General features: G+C 69.3%; 9 protein-coding genes. 2 read left to right on the top strand and 7 right to left on the bottom strand.

The window, feature by feature from the left end:
• Nucleotides 1-16: 16 nt before the first annotated feature.
• Both AC1RRS_RS18180 and AC1RRS_RS18175 read right to left on the bottom strand, forming a co-directional pair.
• On the bottom strand, nucleotides 17-4,831 hold the full coding sequence (locus AC1RRS_RS18180; RefSeq protein WP_492856327.1) for an NAD-glutamate dehydrogenase: 4,815 nt from the start codon (nucleotides 4,829-4,831) through the stop codon (nucleotides 17-19).
• A gap of 338 nt (nucleotides 4,832-5,169) precedes the next feature.
• On the bottom strand, nucleotides 5,170-6,297 hold the full coding sequence (locus AC1RRS_RS18175; RefSeq protein ID WP_492856326.1) for an AI-2E family transporter: 1,128 nt from the start codon (nucleotides 6,295-6,297) through the stop codon (nucleotides 5,170-5,172).
• 109 nt (nucleotides 6,298-6,406) lie between these two features.
• On the opposite strand from AC1RRS_RS18175, the gene AC1RRS_RS18170 reads away from it, so the two are divergent.
• Complete coding sequence (locus AC1RRS_RS18170) at nucleotides 6,407-7,945, top strand: helicase HerA-like C-terminal domain-containing protein (protein ID WP_492856325.1); 1,539 nt, start codon at nucleotides 6,407-6,409, stop codon at nucleotides 7,943-7,945.
• A 306-nt stretch (nucleotides 7,946-8,251) separates the two neighbouring features.
• Here the strand turns inward: AC1RRS_RS18170 and AC1RRS_RS18165 are convergent, their stop codons facing one another.
• The 4 genes from AC1RRS_RS18165 to AC1RRS_RS18150 all read right to left on the bottom strand — a co-directional run bounded on the left by AC1RRS_RS18165 (nucleotide 8,252) and on the right by AC1RRS_RS18150 (nucleotide 14,709).
• Complete coding sequence (locus AC1RRS_RS18165; protein ID WP_492856324.1) at nucleotides 8,252-10,567, bottom strand: hybrid sensor histidine kinase/response regulator; 2,316 nt, start codon at nucleotides 10,565-10,567, stop codon at nucleotides 8,252-8,254.
• Nucleotides 10,568-10,645: 78 nt separating this feature from the next.
• Entirely contained in the window at nucleotides 10,646-13,078 is a 2,433-nt protein-coding gene (locus AC1RRS_RS18160) for a bifunctional diguanylate cyclase/phosphodiesterase (RefSeq protein WP_492856323.1), read from the bottom strand.
• Nucleotides 13,079-13,247: 169 nt separating this feature from the next.
• Complete coding sequence (locus AC1RRS_RS18155) at nucleotides 13,248-13,844, bottom strand: polysaccharide biosynthesis/export family protein (protein ID WP_492856322.1); 597 nt, start codon at nucleotides 13,842-13,844, stop codon at nucleotides 13,248-13,250.
• 67 nt (nucleotides 13,845-13,911) lie between these two features.
• Nucleotides 13,912-14,709, bottom strand: coding sequence for a metallophosphoesterase family protein (locus AC1RRS_RS18150; RefSeq protein WP_492856321.1), 798 nt, complete (start codon nucleotides 14,707-14,709; stop codon nucleotides 13,912-13,914).
• 250 nt (nucleotides 14,710-14,959) lie between these two features.
• Between AC1RRS_RS18150 and AC1RRS_RS18145 the strand changes: the two genes are divergently transcribed.
• Nucleotides 14,960-15,811 carry a transglutaminase-like cysteine peptidase gene (locus AC1RRS_RS18145; protein ID WP_492856320.1) on the top strand — a complete coding sequence of 284 codons (852 nt, stop codon included), beginning with the start codon at nucleotides 14,960-14,962 and terminating at the stop codon, nucleotides 15,809-15,811.
• Nucleotides 15,812-16,081: 270 nt separating this feature from the next.
• Here the strand turns inward: AC1RRS_RS18145 and pssZ are convergent, their stop codons facing one another.
• The gene (gene pssZ, locus AC1RRS_RS18140) at nucleotides 16,082-16,708 is read right to left on the bottom strand and encodes an exopolysaccharide biosynthesis protein PssZ (protein WP_492856400.1); all 627 of its coding nucleotides are present in this window, start codon (nucleotides 16,706-16,708) and stop codon (nucleotides 16,082-16,084) included.
• Nucleotides 16,709-16,865: the final 157 nt, after the last annotated feature.

Raw genomic sequence — 16,865 nt, 5'->3', positions numbered from 1 at the left:
CCGAGGCGTCTGCCGATCAGCCCTGCACCGACAGCTCGCGCAGCGCCGCGTTTGCGATGGTGAGCTTGGCGAAGGTCCAGCCGCCGCCGGCCTGCTCGATGTCTTCCACCGTGCGCTTGGCGGCCTTGACGCGGTCGGCGCGCAGGGCGGCCCACGAGGTCACGGCGGCCTTGGCCGAGCTCTCGTCATCGCCGGCCTGGGCGTTGGCGGCGAACTTCAGGACCGCCTGGGTGATGGCGGCCTGTTCGAACAGCAGGTCCTCGATCAGGCGACGGACGGCCAGGCGCTCGAAGCTGTCGCCGCCGACGAACTGGCCGGCCGCCCAGCGCAGGCGGTCGAAGCCGAGGGCCGCGCCGACCTGGTGGTAGAGGCGGGCGACGTTCTCGACGCTCCAGCTGGAGGCGTTGCCGATGTCGACGAGGTCGGCGGCCGTGGTCGTCGGCTGCAGGGCCGCGACCGCTTCGGCCAGGGCCTGGGGCGCGCCGTCGGCGACATAGGCCTTGGCGCGCTTGGCCGTGGTCTTCTGCTCGAAGCCCGACAGGATCGTCGGGGTCAGGCTCTTGAGGGCGGCGACCGACGGACCGTAGGCCTCGACCAGCTGCTTGACGCTCGACTTGTCGCGGAAGGCCCGGCGGGCCAGCCAGAAGGTCAGGCTGCGCAGGGCGTAGGCCAGAGCCTTGTAGAGGGCGGTCTGGCCGTCGGCGCCGGCCTGGTTGTCCAGGGCCGAGACCTGGTCCCACAGGGCGTCGATGCCGAGGATCTCGCGGGCGGCGGCGAAGCCGACCACCAGGGCCTCGACGTCGCAGCCGGCGGCGGCCTTCAGGCGGCTCGGGAAGGTCGGACCGCACATGTTGACCATCTGGTTGCCGACCACCGTGGCGATGATCTCGCGCTTCAGGCGGTGCTTCTGCATGGCGTCGGCATAGACGCCCAGCGCCTTGGGGAAGTAGCCGTGCAGGGTGGCCTGGAACCAGGGATCGTCCGGGGCGCGCGAGGCGATGATGTCGTCGAACAGATCAAGCTTGCCGTAGGCCAGCAGCACGGCCAGCTCCGGCCGGGTCAGGCCCTTCTTGGCCTGGGCGCGGTCGGCCAGGACGGCGGCCTCGGGCAGGCCCTCGACCTTGCGGTCGAGACGGCCGCGACCTTCCAGCTCGCTCATGAAGCGGACGTGGGAGTCGAGCTCCTCGACGCTGTCGCTTTCCAGCAGGGTCAGCGCCAGGGTCTGGTCGTAGTTGTGCTCCAGCACGTGATGGGCGACGTCGTCGGTCATCGAGGCCAGCAGGGTGTTGCGGCTGGGACGCGTAAGGTCGCCCGAGCGCTCCAGCAGGCCCGTGAGGATCTTGATGTTGACCTCGTGGTCGGAGCTGTCGACGCCGGCGCTGTTGTCGATGGCGTCGGTGTTCAGGTGGCCAGAGGCTTGCGCGAACTCGATGCGGCCGGCCTGGGTGAGGCCCAGATTGGCGCCCTCGCCCACCACCTTGACCCGCAGGTCCGAGCCGTTGACGCGGATGGCGTCGTTGGCCTTGTCGCCGGCGTCGGCGTTGGTCTCGCCCTTGGCCTTCACATAGGTGCCGATGCCGCCGAGATAGAGCAGCTCGGCGCGCGACTTGAGGATCGCGGTCATCAGCTCGGCCGGCGAGACGCTGGCGGCCTTGAGGTCGAGCATGGCCTGGACCTCGGGCGACAGCGGGATCTCCTTCTGGTTCCGGGGCACGATGGCCCCGCCCTTGGAGAGCTTGCTGGCGTCATAGTCGGCCCAGGACGAACGCGGCAGCTTGAACATGCGGTCGCGCTCTTCCCACGACACGGCCGGATCCGGATCGGGGTCGAGGAAGATGTGACGGTGGTCGAAGGCGGCCAGCAGCCTGGTCTGCTTGGACAGCAGCATGCCGTTGCCGAACACGTCGCCCGACATGTCGCCCACGCCCACGACGGTGAAGGGCTGGGTCTGGATGTCCTTGCCCAGTTCGCGGAAGTGGCGCTTGACCGCCTCCCAGGCGCCGCGGGCGGTGATGCCCATGACCTTGTGGTCGTAGCCGACCGAACCGCCCGACGCGAAGGCGTCGCCCAGCCAGAACCCGTAGCTCTCGGCCACGCCGTTGGCGATGTCGGAGAAGGTGGCCGTGCCCTTGTCGGCGGCGACGACCAGATAGGGATCCTCGCCGTCGTGGACCACGACCGAGGCCGGGGTGATCACCTTGTTGTCGGCGTCGATGTTGTCGGTGATGTCCAGCAGGCCGAACAGGAAGGTCTTGTAGGCGCGGATCGCCTCGGCCTGGATGGCGTCGCGATCGCCGCCGCGCGGCAGCTGCTTGGGATAGAAGCCGCCCTTGGAGCCGACCGGCACGATGACGGCGTTCTTGACCTGCTGGGCCTTCACCAGGCCCAGCACTTCGGTGCGGAAGTCGTCGCGGCGGTCGGACCAGCGCAGGCCGCCCCGGGCGACGGGGCCAAAGCGCAGGTGCACGCCCTCGACATGCGGGGCCGAGACGTAGATCTCGCGATAGGGCTTGGGCGCGGGCAGGTCGGCCAGTTCGCGCGAGGCGATCTTGAAGCTGATGTGCGGCTTGGGCGCGCCGTCCTCGCCCGTCTGGTAGAAGTTGGTGCGCTGGATCGCGCCCACCAGGGCGGCGATGCGGCGCAGGGCCCGGTCGGCGTCGAGGCTTTCGACCGCCTGCAGGGCCTCGGTGATCTTGTCGGCGACCGCGACGGCCTGCTCCTTGCGGGCCTCCAGGTCGGCGGCGATGGCCGGGTCGAACTTGATGCGGAAGAGATCCAGGATCAGGCGGGCGACGCCGGGATTGTCGGCCAGGGCGGCTTCTTGCACCGCCTGCGACGGGTCCAGGCCCGTCTGCTGGCGGTAGCGGGCCAGGGCGCGGACCAGAGCGGCCTCGCGCCAGTCGACGCCCAGTTCCAGCACCAGGCGGTTGAAGCCGTCGCTCTCGGCGCGGCCCGTCCAGATGGCGACGAAGGCGGCCTCGAAGGCGCCCTTCACGTCGGCGAAGGCCAGGTGCTCGCCCTGTTCGTCGCGCAGGACGAATTCATGCACCCAGGTCGGCGCGATCAGGCCGTCGATGATCGGCTTCAGCTTGAAGCCGTCCTCGATCAGGGCTTTCAGGCCCATGTGCTCGAGGATCGGCAGCACGTCGGCCAGCGGGGCCGCCGCGCCGGGGCGATAGAGCTTGAAGCGGAAGGTCAGGGCGTCGTCGCCCTCGCGGCGGAAGGCGCGCACGCGCACGGCCTCGCCGGACTTCAGGTCGTCGACGACGGCGATGTCGGCCAGGGCCTCGGGGGCGTCGTACTGGTCGCGATAGCCGGGCGGGAAGGCGCCGGCCCAGCGGGAAAGGGTGTCGACCACCGGACGGGTGGCGCCGCGCTCGCGGACGATGGCCTCGAAACGGTCGTCCCAGGTGCGGGTGGTCTCGGCGATGGCCGCTTCCAGGGCCGCCAGATCCGGGTCGCCGTGCTGGCCCGGCTTGACGCCGAGGATGTAGTGCACGCGCGCCAGAGGGGCGTCGGAGAAGCTGGGATAGTAGGCTGAGACCCGGCCGTCGAAGGCCTGGCTGAGCAGCTCGCCGGCCCGCTGGCGCACGCCGGAGTCATAGCGCTCGCGCGGCACGAACAGCAGGGCCGAGATGAAGCGGTCGAACGGGTCGCGGCGGGTGAACAGGCGCACGCGCGGACGGTCGTAGAGGTGCAGCACGCCGAGCGCCATGGAGAGCAGGTCGCCCTCCTCGATCTGGAACAGCTCGTCGCGCGGCCAGGTCTCGAGGATGTTGCGCAGGCGCTTGCCGTTGTGGCTGTCAGGATCCTTGCCGGCCTGGTCGAGCACGTGCTCGACCTTGCGGCGGATCAGCGGCACCTCGTGGGCGGGGGTCTCGTAGGCCTCGGCGGTGAACAGGCCCACGAACCGGACCTCGCCCGAGGGCTTGCCGTCGGGGCCGTAGCGGCGGATGCCGACATAGTCCATGTAGCCGCGGCGGTGGACCTTGGAGCGCAGGTTAGACTTGGCCACGACCAGCGGCGCGCCCAGCAGCAGGTGGTCGCGGACCTGGGGCGACAGGATCGCCGGCTCGCTTTCGCGGCGCAGGACGGTGCGGGTCTGGTCGCGCAGGACGCCCAGGCTGCCTTCCGGCTGGTACAGCGGCTCCTCGGCCGCGTAGCCGCCGTCGGCGGTGCGGGGGTAGTCGTAGACCCGCGCGCCCAGGAACACGAAGTGGTCGCCTTCCAGCCAGTCGAGGAAGGCCAGGCCCTCGTTACGCTCGTCGGCGGGGAGGTCGACGCCCGCGCCGCGCAGTTCGTCGATCGTGCGGCGCATCAGGGCGCGCATGGCGTCGAAGTCGTCGACGGCCAGGTGAGCGTCGCCCAGGGCGTCGCGGACAGCGGTCAGCAGGGCCTGCTCGCGGTCCTGGCCGACGGGCTCGAGCCAGACCTGGATCAGCGAGCGGCGCTGGCCGGCCAGTTCGACCATCGGGTGGAACATGGCGCGCACCGAGAAGCCGGTCTCGGCGATGGCGCCCATGATGCTGTCGACGAGGAAGGGACGGTCGGGCTGGACGATCTCGAGCACGTCGCCGCCTTCGGCCGCGCGGACGCGCAGGGCCAGGGGCTGGTCGGCGGCGGATTCGGCGAAGCGCCAGAGTTCGGCGAGACCGGCGGCCACTTCGGCGGGTCCGACGCCGGGCAGCTCCTCGGCCGACCAGTCTTCCGACGCCAGGGCCGCGAACTGAGCCTGGGGCGGGGAAAGCGATCCGCCCAGCGCCGCGGCCAGAGCCGCGCTCAGAGCGTTTGACGCCTGCTGGTTCGCCTTGCGGTCATTTTCGCCGACCATGGGTATTTCCTCGCGAATTTTTGGCGACAACCTAGCCCTTTCCCACGCGCGTTCAACACACGCGCCTGAGAACCGAACAATATTTTGCCTAAACTGCCAAATTCCGAAGGATGCGCCACCCACATTTCTAGCCGAGCCGGATGACCGTTGATTGTTCGGAAATGCGGTCCGGAAACGGAAGCGCCGCCGGTGGGGGGAGACCGGCGGCGCAGGCCCGCCTTGGGGGGAGCGGCGGGCTGTTTCCGCTTACGACGCGCCAGGTAAAGCAGGCTGGCGTCGCGCGGGACCGGGGTGGGGGCTCCCGGTACGAGACTTAGATAGGCGCGCCTTTTCGGAATTTAAGCCCCTTTTTTCAAACTTGGCTTTTTTCTCGCCGAACCCTGTTTGGCAACGCCCGCCGGGCCGTGCTCGACGGCTTTCTCGCCGCTGGGATCGCCGTCTTCCGACAGCAGGATGGCGATCCAGCGGGTGCCGTCGAACTGGGCCAGGATCAGCATCACGGCCACGGTCAGGGGCGTGGACAGGAACATGCCGGTGACGCCCCACAGCGCGCCCCAGACGGCCAGCGACAGCAGCACCACCGTCGGGTCCATGTTCAGGCTGTCGCCCTGCATGCGCGGCAGCACGACGTTGCCGACCACGAAGTAGATCACCTGCAGGGCGGCGGCCAGGATGATGGCCGGCAGCAGGGTGTGATTGAACTGCACGAGAGCGAACAGCGGCGGCAGGATGCAGCCGACGGCCCCGCCCAGGATCGGGATGTAGCTGGCGATGAAGATCAGGAAGGCCCAGAAGAAGGCGTTGTCGAGCCCGACCAGGGCCATGACCGCCCAGGCGGCGATGGCGATGATCAGGCCGGTGACGGTCTGGATCCACAGGTACTGCTCCACCCCGTTGCGGATGCGCTGGAACAGGGCCATCGAGCGGTCGCGCTCGGCGTGGTGCGGGAACAGGGCGACGATCTTGCGCGAGAAGCCCCGGCGCGAGGCGACGATGAAGCCCAGATAGATCAGCACCAGCACGGCGTTGGAGGCGAAGTTCTGCAGGCTGCCGGCGACGGCGCCGACATATTGCTGCGGATTGAGCTGGGCGATCAGGTCGTCGATGGTCGGCGGCACCTGGACGCCCACCAGGCCGGTGACCTTGGCGATCACCTCGTTGAGGCGCGGGGCGTAGGCCTTGGCCTGGCCGACGAACTCGGCCCCGTTGTCGACCACGATCCACACCGAGCCGCCGAACAGCAGCAGCGACAGCAGGATCGCCATCGGCAGGGCCAGGCGCTGCGGGAACTTCGGCACCCGGTTGCTCAGCACCCGGGCGAAACTGTCGATCATCACCGCCAGGAAGGCGGCCAGGGCCAGCGGGGTGAGGATGTCGCGCGCGAAGTACATGGCCGCGCCGGCGGCCACCACCGCCAGGAAGACGACGGCGTTGCGGCTGGTGATCGAGGGCGGAGCGGTCGTCATCGACGGGAATCTCTTTTGACGTAAGTCTTGGGGACCATTGTTCAGCCGGAATGGCGAAGGACAAGGCTTAGAGCTAGGCTTAAGCCTCAATCATGTAGGGAAGTTGCGCATGACCCTGGAGATCGGCGACGGCGAGATCCTTATCGGACTCGGCGAAGGGCCCGTGACGCAGCGGCTGGACCGCTCCAACCGCCACGGCGTGGTGGCCGGCGCGACGGGCACCGGCAAGACGGTGACCTTGCAGATCATGGCCCAGGCCTTCGCCGACGCCGGGGTGCCGGTGTTCGCCGCCGACGTGAAAGGCGACCTCTCGGGCGTCGCCGCCCCGGGCACGCCCAACGAGAAGATGCTGGCCCGCGCCGCCTCGATGGATATCGCGCTCAGCCCCGGCGCGCCGCCGACCATCTTCTGGGACCTGTTCGGCGAGAAGGGTCACCCGATCCGCACCACCATCTCGGAGATGGGGCCGGTGCTGCTGTCGCGGCTGCTGGAACTCAACGACGTGCAGGAAGGGGTGCTGACCATCACCTTCCACGTCGCCGACAAGGACGGCCTGCTGCTGCTGGACCTGAAGGATCTTCAGGCGGCGCTGAAATACGTGGCCGACCACGCCGCCGACATCGGCACCCAGTACGGCAACGTCTCGCCGGCCACGGTGGGCGCGATCCAGCGCAAGCTGCTGACCCTGCAGACGCAGGGCGCCGAGCACTTCTTCGGCGAGCCGGCCCTGAAGCTCTCCGACATCATGCGCATCGACGTGACGGGGCGCGGCTACGTCAACATCCTGGCGGCCGACAAGCTGATCCAGTCGCCCAAGCTCTATTCGACCTTCCTGCTGTGGCTGCTGTCGGAGCTGTTCGAGGAGCTGCCCGAGGTGGGCGATCCGGAGAAGCCCAAGCTGGTGTTCTTCTTCGACGAGGCGCACCTGCTGTTCAACGACGCGCCCAAGCCGCTGATCGAGAAGATCGAGCAGGTGGTGCGGCTGATCCGCTCCAAGGGCGTGGGCATCTATTTCGTCACCCAGAACCCGGCCGACATTCCCGACGCGGTGCTGGGCCAGCTGGGGGCCCGGGTGCAGCACGCCCTGCGCGCCTACACCCCCGCCGACCAGAAGGGGCTGAAGGCGGCGGCCCAGTCGTTCCGGGTCAATCCGGCCTTCGACACCGCCGAGACCATCCAGGCCCTGGGCGTAGGCGAGGCCCTGATCTCGGTGCTCGACGCCAAGGGCGCGCCGACCGTGGTGCAGAAGACCCTGATCCGCCCGCCGGCCTCGCGCCTGGGTCCGCTGACGCCAGAGGAGCGCGCCGCCGCCGTCGCCAAGAGCCCGGTCGCCGGCCTCTACGACCAGGTGCAGGACCGCGCCTCGGCCTACGAGACCCTGCAAGGCCGCGCCGCCCAGGCCCAGAAGGACGCCGCCGCCGCGGAGGACGCGGCCGAGGCCGAACGCCAGCGGGCGGCCGAGGAGAAGGTGCGCGAGCGCGAACGGGCGAAGGAGGAACGCGAGGATGCGCGCGCCTCGCGGCCTCGGGCCTCGAACCGCCAGGGCATGGCCGAGACCTTCGCCAAGTCGCTGATCCGCACGGTGGCCAGCCAGGCGGGGCGGGAGATCATGCGCGGGCTGCTGGGGGGATTGAGCAGGAGGCGGTAGAAACCTCCCCCTCTGGGGGAGGCGGCCGAAGGCCGGTGGGGGGCCGTTTTCAGCTTGCCGTGCTTTGGCCGATTTCGCCGCCGCTCCCCCCACCGATCGCTGCGCGATCGCCTCCCCCACAGGGGGAGGTTCCTTGTGGTTTTCCTTCTCCCCTTGCGGGAGAAGGTGTCGACGAAGTCGACGGATGAGGGGTCGCACCCACGAAAAACGCCGCGACGGCTGATCGGCTGTCGCGGCGTTTCATGTTTGAGAGACCCCTCACCCGACCCGCTTCGCGGGCCACCCTCTCCCGCAAGGGGAGAGGGATCAGCGTCGAATGGCCTCCGCCAACGCCGACCGCAGCTGCTCTATCCGGAACGGCTTGCGCAGGACCGGCCACGGCGAGTCCTCCAGGGCGGCGGCCAGGCGGTCGCCGGCGTAGCCGGTGGTGAGCAGCACGGCCATGTCGGGGTCGCGCTGGACGGCGATGCGGGCCAGTTCGACGCCGCTGACGCCGCCGGGCATGACGAGATCCGACAGCAGCACGTCGAACGGCGGCTCGGCCTCCAGGCAGGCCAGGGCCGCGTGGCCGTGCTCGGCGACCACGACGATGCAGCCCATTTCCGACAGCGCGCCCTCGGTGATGGCCCGGACGCTGGCGTCGTCCTCGACCAGCAGCACGCGCACGCCGGACAGATCGGCGGCCGGACCGGCCTCGACGACGATCGCCCCCGCCGCCTCGGGCGCGGCGGCCGGCAGGTGCAGCGACACCGTCGTGCCCCGGCCCTCCTGGCTGTCGATGGTCACCGCCCCGCCGCACTGGCGCACGAAGCCGTAGACCTGGGCCAGGCCCAGGCCGGTGCCCTTGCCGACCTCCTTGGTGGTGAAGAACGGCTCGAACACCCGGCCCAGCACCTCGGGCGACATGCCGTGGCCGGTGTCGGTGACGGCGACCCGCACATAGTCGCCGGCCGGGGCCTCGCCCGCCTGGCCGTCAACCAGCGCCTCGGCGGTGACCGAGACGGTGATGGTCCCGGCGTCGGGGGTGGCGTCGACGGCGTTGACGACGAGGTTGAGCAGGGCCGCTTCGAACTGGGCGGCGTCGACGCGGCTGGCGCCGGCCTCGGGATCGGCCTCGACCACCAGGGTCTTGGCGTCGCCGGCGGCGCGGCGGACCAGGGGCTCGACCTGCAGGATCAGACCGGCGATGTCGACGACCTCCAGCTTCAGCTCCTGGCTGCGCGAGAAGGCCAGGAGCTGGCGGGTCAGGCGCTCGCCGCGCTGGCCGGCCGCCAGGGCCGCCTCGCCCAGCCGCTGCACGCGGGCGACGTCGCCGGGCTTCTTGAGGATCATGTCGAGCCCGCCGACCATCACGGTCAGCAGATTGTTGAAGTCGTGGGCCACCCCGCCGGTCAGGCGGCCGACCGTCTCCAGCCTCTGGGCCTGGGCGAGCGCCGCCTCGGCCTTGGCGCGCTCGGCGATGCTGGCCTCCAGGGCGGCGGTGCGCTCGACCACGCGGGCCTCGAGCTCAAGGGTGGTCTCGACGACCTCGGTGTTGTCGAAGCAACTGCCGATATAGCCCTGGAACTGGCCGTAGGCGTCGTGGCGCGGGGCGCCGGCGCTGCTGATCCAGCGCCAGGCGCCGTCGGCGCGCTTCAGCCGGAAGGCGACGCGGAACGGCTGGCGCAGCTTGGTGGCGGCCAGCACCTCGGCCTCGGCGGGACCCAGGTCGTCGGCATGGACGCCGTGCGCCCAGCCCCTGCCCGTCTCCTCCTCCAGCGAGCGGCCGGTGAACTTCAGCCAGGCGTCGTTGAACCAGACGCAGTCGCCGCCGACGTCGGAGATCCAGATCATCACCGGGGCGGCGTTGGCCACGCCCCGGAACTGCTCCTCGCTGGTGCGCAAGGCGGCGGCGGCCTGGCGCTCGCGGGTCACGTCGCGGAAGGTGATGGCCAGGCCCTCGCTGATCCGCACGCCGGACGAGCGCACCCAGCGCGGCTCGCCGTCGATCACCCGCATCAGTTCCAGGTCGTCGGGACCGCCCTCGTCGAGCAGGCGCGTCAGGCGGACCAGCATCTGCTCGCCGGTGTCGTCGCGGAAGACGTCGCGCACCCGGCGGCCGGTCAGGGTGGAGATCCCCTTGGGCCGCATGGCCTGGGCGGCGGGGTTGGCGTAGGTCCAGCGGAAGTCGATGATCTGGCCGCCGCGGCGGATCGGCTCGAGGATGACGAAGGCGTCGAGCGAGGCCTCCTGGGCGATGCGGAACCGCTCCTCGGCCGCAAAACCGTTGCGCACCGCCAGCCGCAGGGCCGCGACGAACAGCACGATCAGGCCGGCGCTCACCGCGAAGGTCGCCAGCTGGGCGGCCTCGACGGCGTCCAGCGGTCCCATCCACAGCAGCTTGACCAGCAGGGCGCTGGCCCCGACCGCCAGCAGCCCGCCCCACAGGCCGCCGACCAGGGCGGCCAGCATCACGGCCACGAAGAACGGCGGGAAATTGCTCGGATGGTTGGTCAGGGCGACGGCGCCGACGCGCGCCGCGGCCGCCAGCCCCACGGCCAGGACCACGAGGCACAGCCGAAGGATCGGCCGATCGACGGACGAGGCGAAGCGGATCGCCGTCCGGCTCAGAAATTGGCCCATGCCGCCGCCCTAGATCACGCGCACACCCCCAGGAGGGCGCTTGGGCTAACGCCCCTCAGCGGTGAAGGTTCCGGCGGATCAGGCCGCGCCGCGAACCTTGACCTTCGGAGCCTTGGCGGCTTCAGGGAGGGGCTCGAACACGGCGGCGGCGCTGGCCAGGGTCCAGGCCGACAGGCTGTCGAGCGGACCCGGACGGCCGATGGCGTAGCCCTGCAGCTCGGCGCAGGCCTCGCCGCGCAGGAAGTCGATCTGCTCCTGGGTCTCGACGCCCTCGGCCACGACCGGGATCTCCAGGCTGCGGCCCAGGCCCAGCACGGCGCGCACGATGACGGTGGCGCGGTCGTGGCGGTGGATGTTCTCGACGAAGCTCTTGTCGATCTTGATCTTGTCGAACGGGAACGACTGCAGGGTCGACAGCGACGAGAAGCCGGTGCCGAAGTCGTCCATGGCGATGCGCACGCCCAGGGCCTTCAGGCGGCGCAGGTTGTCGAGCGCGCGCTGGTAGTCCTTGAAGAGGGCGCTTTCGGTGATCTCCAGCTCCAGTCGCGAGGGCGACAGGCCGGTGGCGATCAGCACCTCGTGCACCAGGGTGGGCAGGTTGGGCTGGTTCAGCTGCAGCGGCGACAGGTTGACGGCGATGCGCAGCGGGCGATCCCAGCTGGCGGCGTCGGCGCAGGCGCGGCGCAGGACCCACTCGCCCAGCTGGGTGATCAGGCCGTTCTCCTCGGCCACCGGGATGAAGTCGAGCGGCGGGACCATGCCGCGCACCGGGTGCTTCCAGCGGACCAGGGCCTCGAAGCCGCAGACCTCGCCGTCGGCGGCGCGGGCGAGCGGCTGGTAGAACACCACCAGCTCCTCGTCGGTGATGGCCTGGCGCAGTTCGCGGGCCAGGGTGCGGCGCTCGCGGATGGTCTCGTCCATCTCGCGCTTGAAGAAGCGATAGACGCCGCGGCCGCTTTCCTTGGCGCGGTAGAGGGCCATGTCGGCGTTGGCCAGCAGGGCCTCGGCGGTGCGGCCGTCGTCGGGGAACAGCGACACGCCGAGGCTCGCGCCCATGGCCAGGTCCTGGCCTTCGTAGACGGTGGGCAGCGACAGCTGTTCCAGCACGTGGCCGGCCAGTTCGGCGGCGGCGGTCGGCTGGTCGCCGGCGGCGATCTGCACGATGATGAATTCGTCGCCGCCGAGGCGTGCGGCGAAGGACGGGGCGGTGACCGACTCCTGGAGGCGGCGCGCGGCCTCGACCAGCAGGGCGTCGCCCGCCAGGTGGCCGTGCAGGTCGTTGGCTTCCTTGAAGTGGTCGAGGTCGATGCAGACCAGGCCCAGGCTCTCGCCAGAGGCCTCCACGCGCTCGAGCGCGGCGGCCAGGCGCACCTGCAGCGAGTTGCGGTTGGGCAGGCCGGTCAGGCCGTCGTGTTCGGCGAGATAGCGGATCTTCTCCTCGGCCGAGCGGCGCTCGCGCAGGTCGCGGATGGCCAGCACGGTGAGGCCCGAGGTCTCGGTGCGGGCGCCGTCGTCCATCAGGCGCGAGAACACCTCGACCGGAATGGCGCGGCCGCCTTCGGGCGGCTGAAGCAGGCCTTCGCGGCGCACGCCCTCGCGGGAGGATTCCTTACCGTCGAAGGTCAGCATGGCGTTGTAGAGCGGCTTGCCGACCAGTTCGTCCAGCGAGGCGCCGGCCAGTTCGCAGAAGGCGGCGTTGGCGTCGTTGATGCGGCCGTCCTGGACCACGACGATGCCTTCATAGGCGGCGTTGGCCAGGCGGCGGATGCGGTCGAGGGCCGAACGGCTGGTCGAGGACTCGATGGTCACAGCGCCCAGGCCGCCCAGGATGATCAGGCCGGTGATCGAGGTGACGGCCAGGGTCAGCACGGCGCCCGACAGGAGCTGTTCGGGCACGATGACGCTGGCGTCGGGCATGATGGTGACCGCGCCCATGCCGGTGAAGTGCAGGCCGCAGACGCCCAGGGTCAAAATGCCGCCGCCGATCAGCTGCTTGGGCAGCGTGCGGGCGCGGCCGCCCAGCACCAGGGCGCCGGCCGAGAACGCGACGCCGATCAGCACCGAAACGGCGACGGTGGCCTGTTCCCAGACCACGTAGCCCTGGGTCACGAAGGCCGACATGCCGGTGTAGTGCATCGCCCCGATGCCCAGGCCCAGCAGCAGGCCGCCGGCGCAGTCGTTGGTGCGGGTGCGCTCGGCCGAGGCCACGGCGAAGCCGGCGGCCATGAACAGCACGGCGATCATCAGCGACAGCAGGGTGCCGGCCGGGCTGTAGCCCGTCTTCAGGCCCGGGTCGTAGGCGACCATGCCGATGAAGTGGGTGGCCCAGACGCCCGAGCCGGCGACGAGGCCGGTGAGCAGCAGCCAGGCGCCGCGGACCAGGCCGCGGGCCCCGCGCAGGCGCGAGAAAAGACGGAACGCCGTGAAACACGCGGCGAAGCAGACGAGGCCGGCGACGAGCACGAGCCTGAAGTCATGCTGCCCGGTGAGGCAGGTCAGAACCTTCAACAAAGGCGTTCCCCCAGAGTGGTACGAAGCCACTCTGTGCGGAAAGATACAAAAAAATGGTTTCTAATACGCGGCCAGGTAGTCGCAGGCGCGGCCCATCGCCGCATTTCGTAGTGAATCGAACCTTAATCCGTCCGATTGCACGAAATATACCGCGCCCGCGCGGTGTTTCTTAGAAGAAGCGTTCGCCGATACGGACCGTGTCGCCCGGGCCGACCTTGGTCGAGGGCGTGAGTTCGACCTTGGTCTCTTTCTCTTCGCCGTCGTGCTTGATGAACACCTTGCCCTTGTCGGCGCGGTAGGTGTAGCCGCCGGCGGTGGCCACGGCGTTCTGGACGGTCAGGCCCGAAGTATAAGGATAGGTGCCCGGCTTGGTGACTTCGCCCAGGATGTAGAACGGGCGGAAGTTCAGCACCTCGACGCTGACGCGCGGCTCCTTCAGGTAGCCGTCGCGCAGGGCCGTCTCGACCGTGTCCTGGAACTGGCGGACGCTGAGGCCCTCGGCCTTGACCTCGCCGACCAGCGGCAGGGACAGCTTGCCCGAACCGGTGACGTAGAACTCGCCCGACAGCGACGGCTCGCCGAAGACCGTGACGCGGACCTTGTCGCCCGAGCCCAGCTGGTAGTCGAGGCCGGCGGCCTGGTCGGCGGTGATCGGGGCGCTGGCCTGCGGCGAGGGCGGAGCGCCCTGGGCCTGGGCGGCCGGTGCGACGGCGGCGAGGGCCAGGCAAAGCGAAGCCGCCCGAATGAAGCGCCGAACGGTAATCATGCTGGTCACGTCTCTTGGCTGCATCCCTCGCCGGTCTCATGGCATGGGCGAAGGACAGCCACAAGCATCACGCCGGCACCGCTCGACGTTTTCGCGCCTGCAGCATCGAAGGCGGTCCTTCGCCCAGGCGAACGGCGGTCAGAACGCCCGTGGCGTAGGCTCCGGTGTCGACATTGATGCGGTGCGGTCCGACGAACGGCTCCTCGTCGGGGGTGTGGCCGTGCACCACCACCAGGCCCAGGCCGTGGGGCTGGTGCAGGAAGTCGCCGCGGATCCACAGCAGGTCCTGCGGGTCCTGCTCGGCCAGGGAGCGGCCCGGCCGCACGCCGGCGTGGACGAACAGGTAGTCGCCATAAAGGGCTGAAAGCTCCAGCTGGCGCAGGAAGGCCAGGTGCCGGCTGGGCAGGTTGCGCTGGAACTGCTCCTGCGCCGCGCGCCAGGCCTCGGGATCGCGACCGGCCGGGCGGGCGACGCCGTAGGAGGCCAGGGTCTCGCCGCCGCCGAACTCGGCCCACACCGGCCCGCCCTCGGGATCGTCGAGGAACTGCAGCAGGGTCTGCTCGTGATTGCCCATCAGGGCCCGCACCTCGAAGCCGGAGGCGCCGCCGGACACGGCCTTCAGCGCCTCGACCCGGTCGATCACCCCGGCCGAGTCCGCGCCGCGATCGATGTAGTCGCCGACGAACACCAGCACCGGCCGGTCCTGACGGCCCAGGCCCGCGAAGTCGGCGGCCACGGCGTCGAGCAGGTCGTCGAGCAGGTCGAGGCGGCCGTGGACGTCGCCCACGGCGTAGACCACCCGCCCGCCGGTGCTGGCGGTCTTGGCCTTCGACGCGGACTTGGGACGCAGGAAGCGGAAAACCATGGGCTCTGACGATGACGGAAAACGAGGCTTCAAACTGCCTCAGCCGCTTGCGGGCGGCAACTGTCGCCGCGCGCCATTGTTAACACGAAATACACCGAGAATTTGCACGGCAATTTCACCGTGAATATTCAGAGACGATTATCAATAATACCGAATAAACCAGATCGCTTATTCGTTAAAACACCAAGCATTTTGATCCGATATTCAATGGAAGATCGCAGGATGGACTCACGAACTTCGCGAGACCACCATGAAGATCTCCGCATTTCTTGGATCCGCCGCCGTCGCCCTGAGCGCGATGATCGCCGCCGCGCCCGCCATGGCCGCGCCGCCGGCCTTCATGCCGCATGGCGCCCCGGCCGCGGCCCCTCCGGGCTTCAAAGCCTTGTGCCAGCGGGATCAGGCGAGCTGCATCGCGCCGCCGCAAGAGGTCGCCGCCCTGGCGCTCGACGCCAATTCCGCCGCCATCAACACCTCGTCGATCGGCGAGCGCCGCCTGACCTGGGGCTCGGCGCCGCTGGCCGTCTCGGCAATAGAAGAAGACGAAGATACTTCCGTCCAGACCATCGAAGTCCTGCGCGCCGTGCGCCCGGACGTTAACATTCGCCTGAGCTCGCTGGACCAGACCCTGGCCGCCCTGATGGCGACGACCGCCGCCCCCGCCCAACCGGCCGGCGTGACGCTGGCTTCGGACGTCGACGGCCTGGCCCGCCTGACCCGAGACCAGATGAAGCTGATCAACGAGATCAATCGCCAGGTGAACCGCGAGGTCCGCAAGGCCGACGACTTCGATCTCTACGGCCTGGCCGAGTATTGGTCGCTGCCGAAGGTCATCGACGGCAAGATGTACGGCGACTGCGAAGACTATGCGCTGGAAAAGCGCCGCCGCCTGATCGAGGCGGGCGTGCCGGCCTCGGCCCTGTCGATGGCCGTCGCGGTCACCGCCCGCGGCGAAAGCCACGCCGTGCTGCTGGTCGCCTTCGAGCAGGGCGACTGGGTGCTCGACAACCTGACGCCCTGGGCCACGCCCTGGAGCGAACTGAACTATCGCTGGATCGAGCGCCAGGTGGCCGGCTCGTCGGCCTGGGTCTCGGTGAGCTGAGCCCCGGCCCTCCCCGGATCTCAGCCCAAAGAGAAAGGCCTCGCTCCGGATCCCGGAGCGAGGCCTTTAATCTTGGTGCGGCGCTTTTCTGAGCTGGGGCAGATTGAAATCCACCAGCTCCCCAATCCGCCCCTCCCCGCGAAGGCGGGGACCCAAGCTGACCTTCGGGATGGAGCGCGGCCGTGGATGATCTTCGGACTCGGCTTGGGTCCCCGCCTTCGCGGGGATGCTCGGTTTAAAGTGACCGAGAGCCTTGCCGATAGATCCGCTCTAGTAGGCGTTCTCGGCCAGCAGCAGGTGCGGCACGGTAAGCAGGATGATGCGGATGTCGCTGAACAGCGACCAGCCGTCGATATAGGCGATGTCGGCCTTCACGCGGGCGGCCATGGCCTCGACGTCGGTGGTGCCGCCGCGCAGGCCGCGGATCTGGGCCAGACCGGTAAGGCCCGGCTTGGCCTGGAAGCGCATGTGATAGGTCGAGATCAGCGCGCCGTAATAGGCGTCGTGCGCCATGGCGTGCGGACGCGGACCGACCAGCGACATGTCGCCCTTCAGCACGTTGAGCAGCTGCGGCAGCTCGTCGATGCTGGTGGTGCGCAGGATCTTGCCGATCTTGGTGATGCGGTCGTCGTCGCGCTTGGCCTGGACGACCTTGTCGCCGTTCTCCTCGCAGCGCATAGAGCGCAGCTTGAAGATCGTGAAGGTGCGACCGTTCAGCCCGCCCCGCGTCTGGCGGAACAGGATCGGTCCAGGCGATTCAAGTTTGATCAACAGCGCCGCAAGCAGAAGCACGGGCGCGAAAAAGATCAGTGCAAGGCCTGAAACGACGACGTCGATCACACGCTTGCCGGGGTCGACAGCCACGCGCGGAAGAATCTCCGACTGGACGCCGCCCATGAGTTCGGTGTTCGAGCTTCCGCTCACAGCGCAACCCCCTATCCCACCACACACAAAACGAAGCCCGCCCCACTTCGTATCTAACTACCTAATGCAACTCTTCGACGACGTCGCGCGGAAACTGATACTTAACCATAAATATAGTGACATTGCATAA

The organism is Caulobacter sp. GW821-FHT12A07, assembly GCF_058807655.1.
Note: the sequence above shows the minus strand (reverse complement) of the source record. Positions and strands in the feature narration are given on the sequence as shown.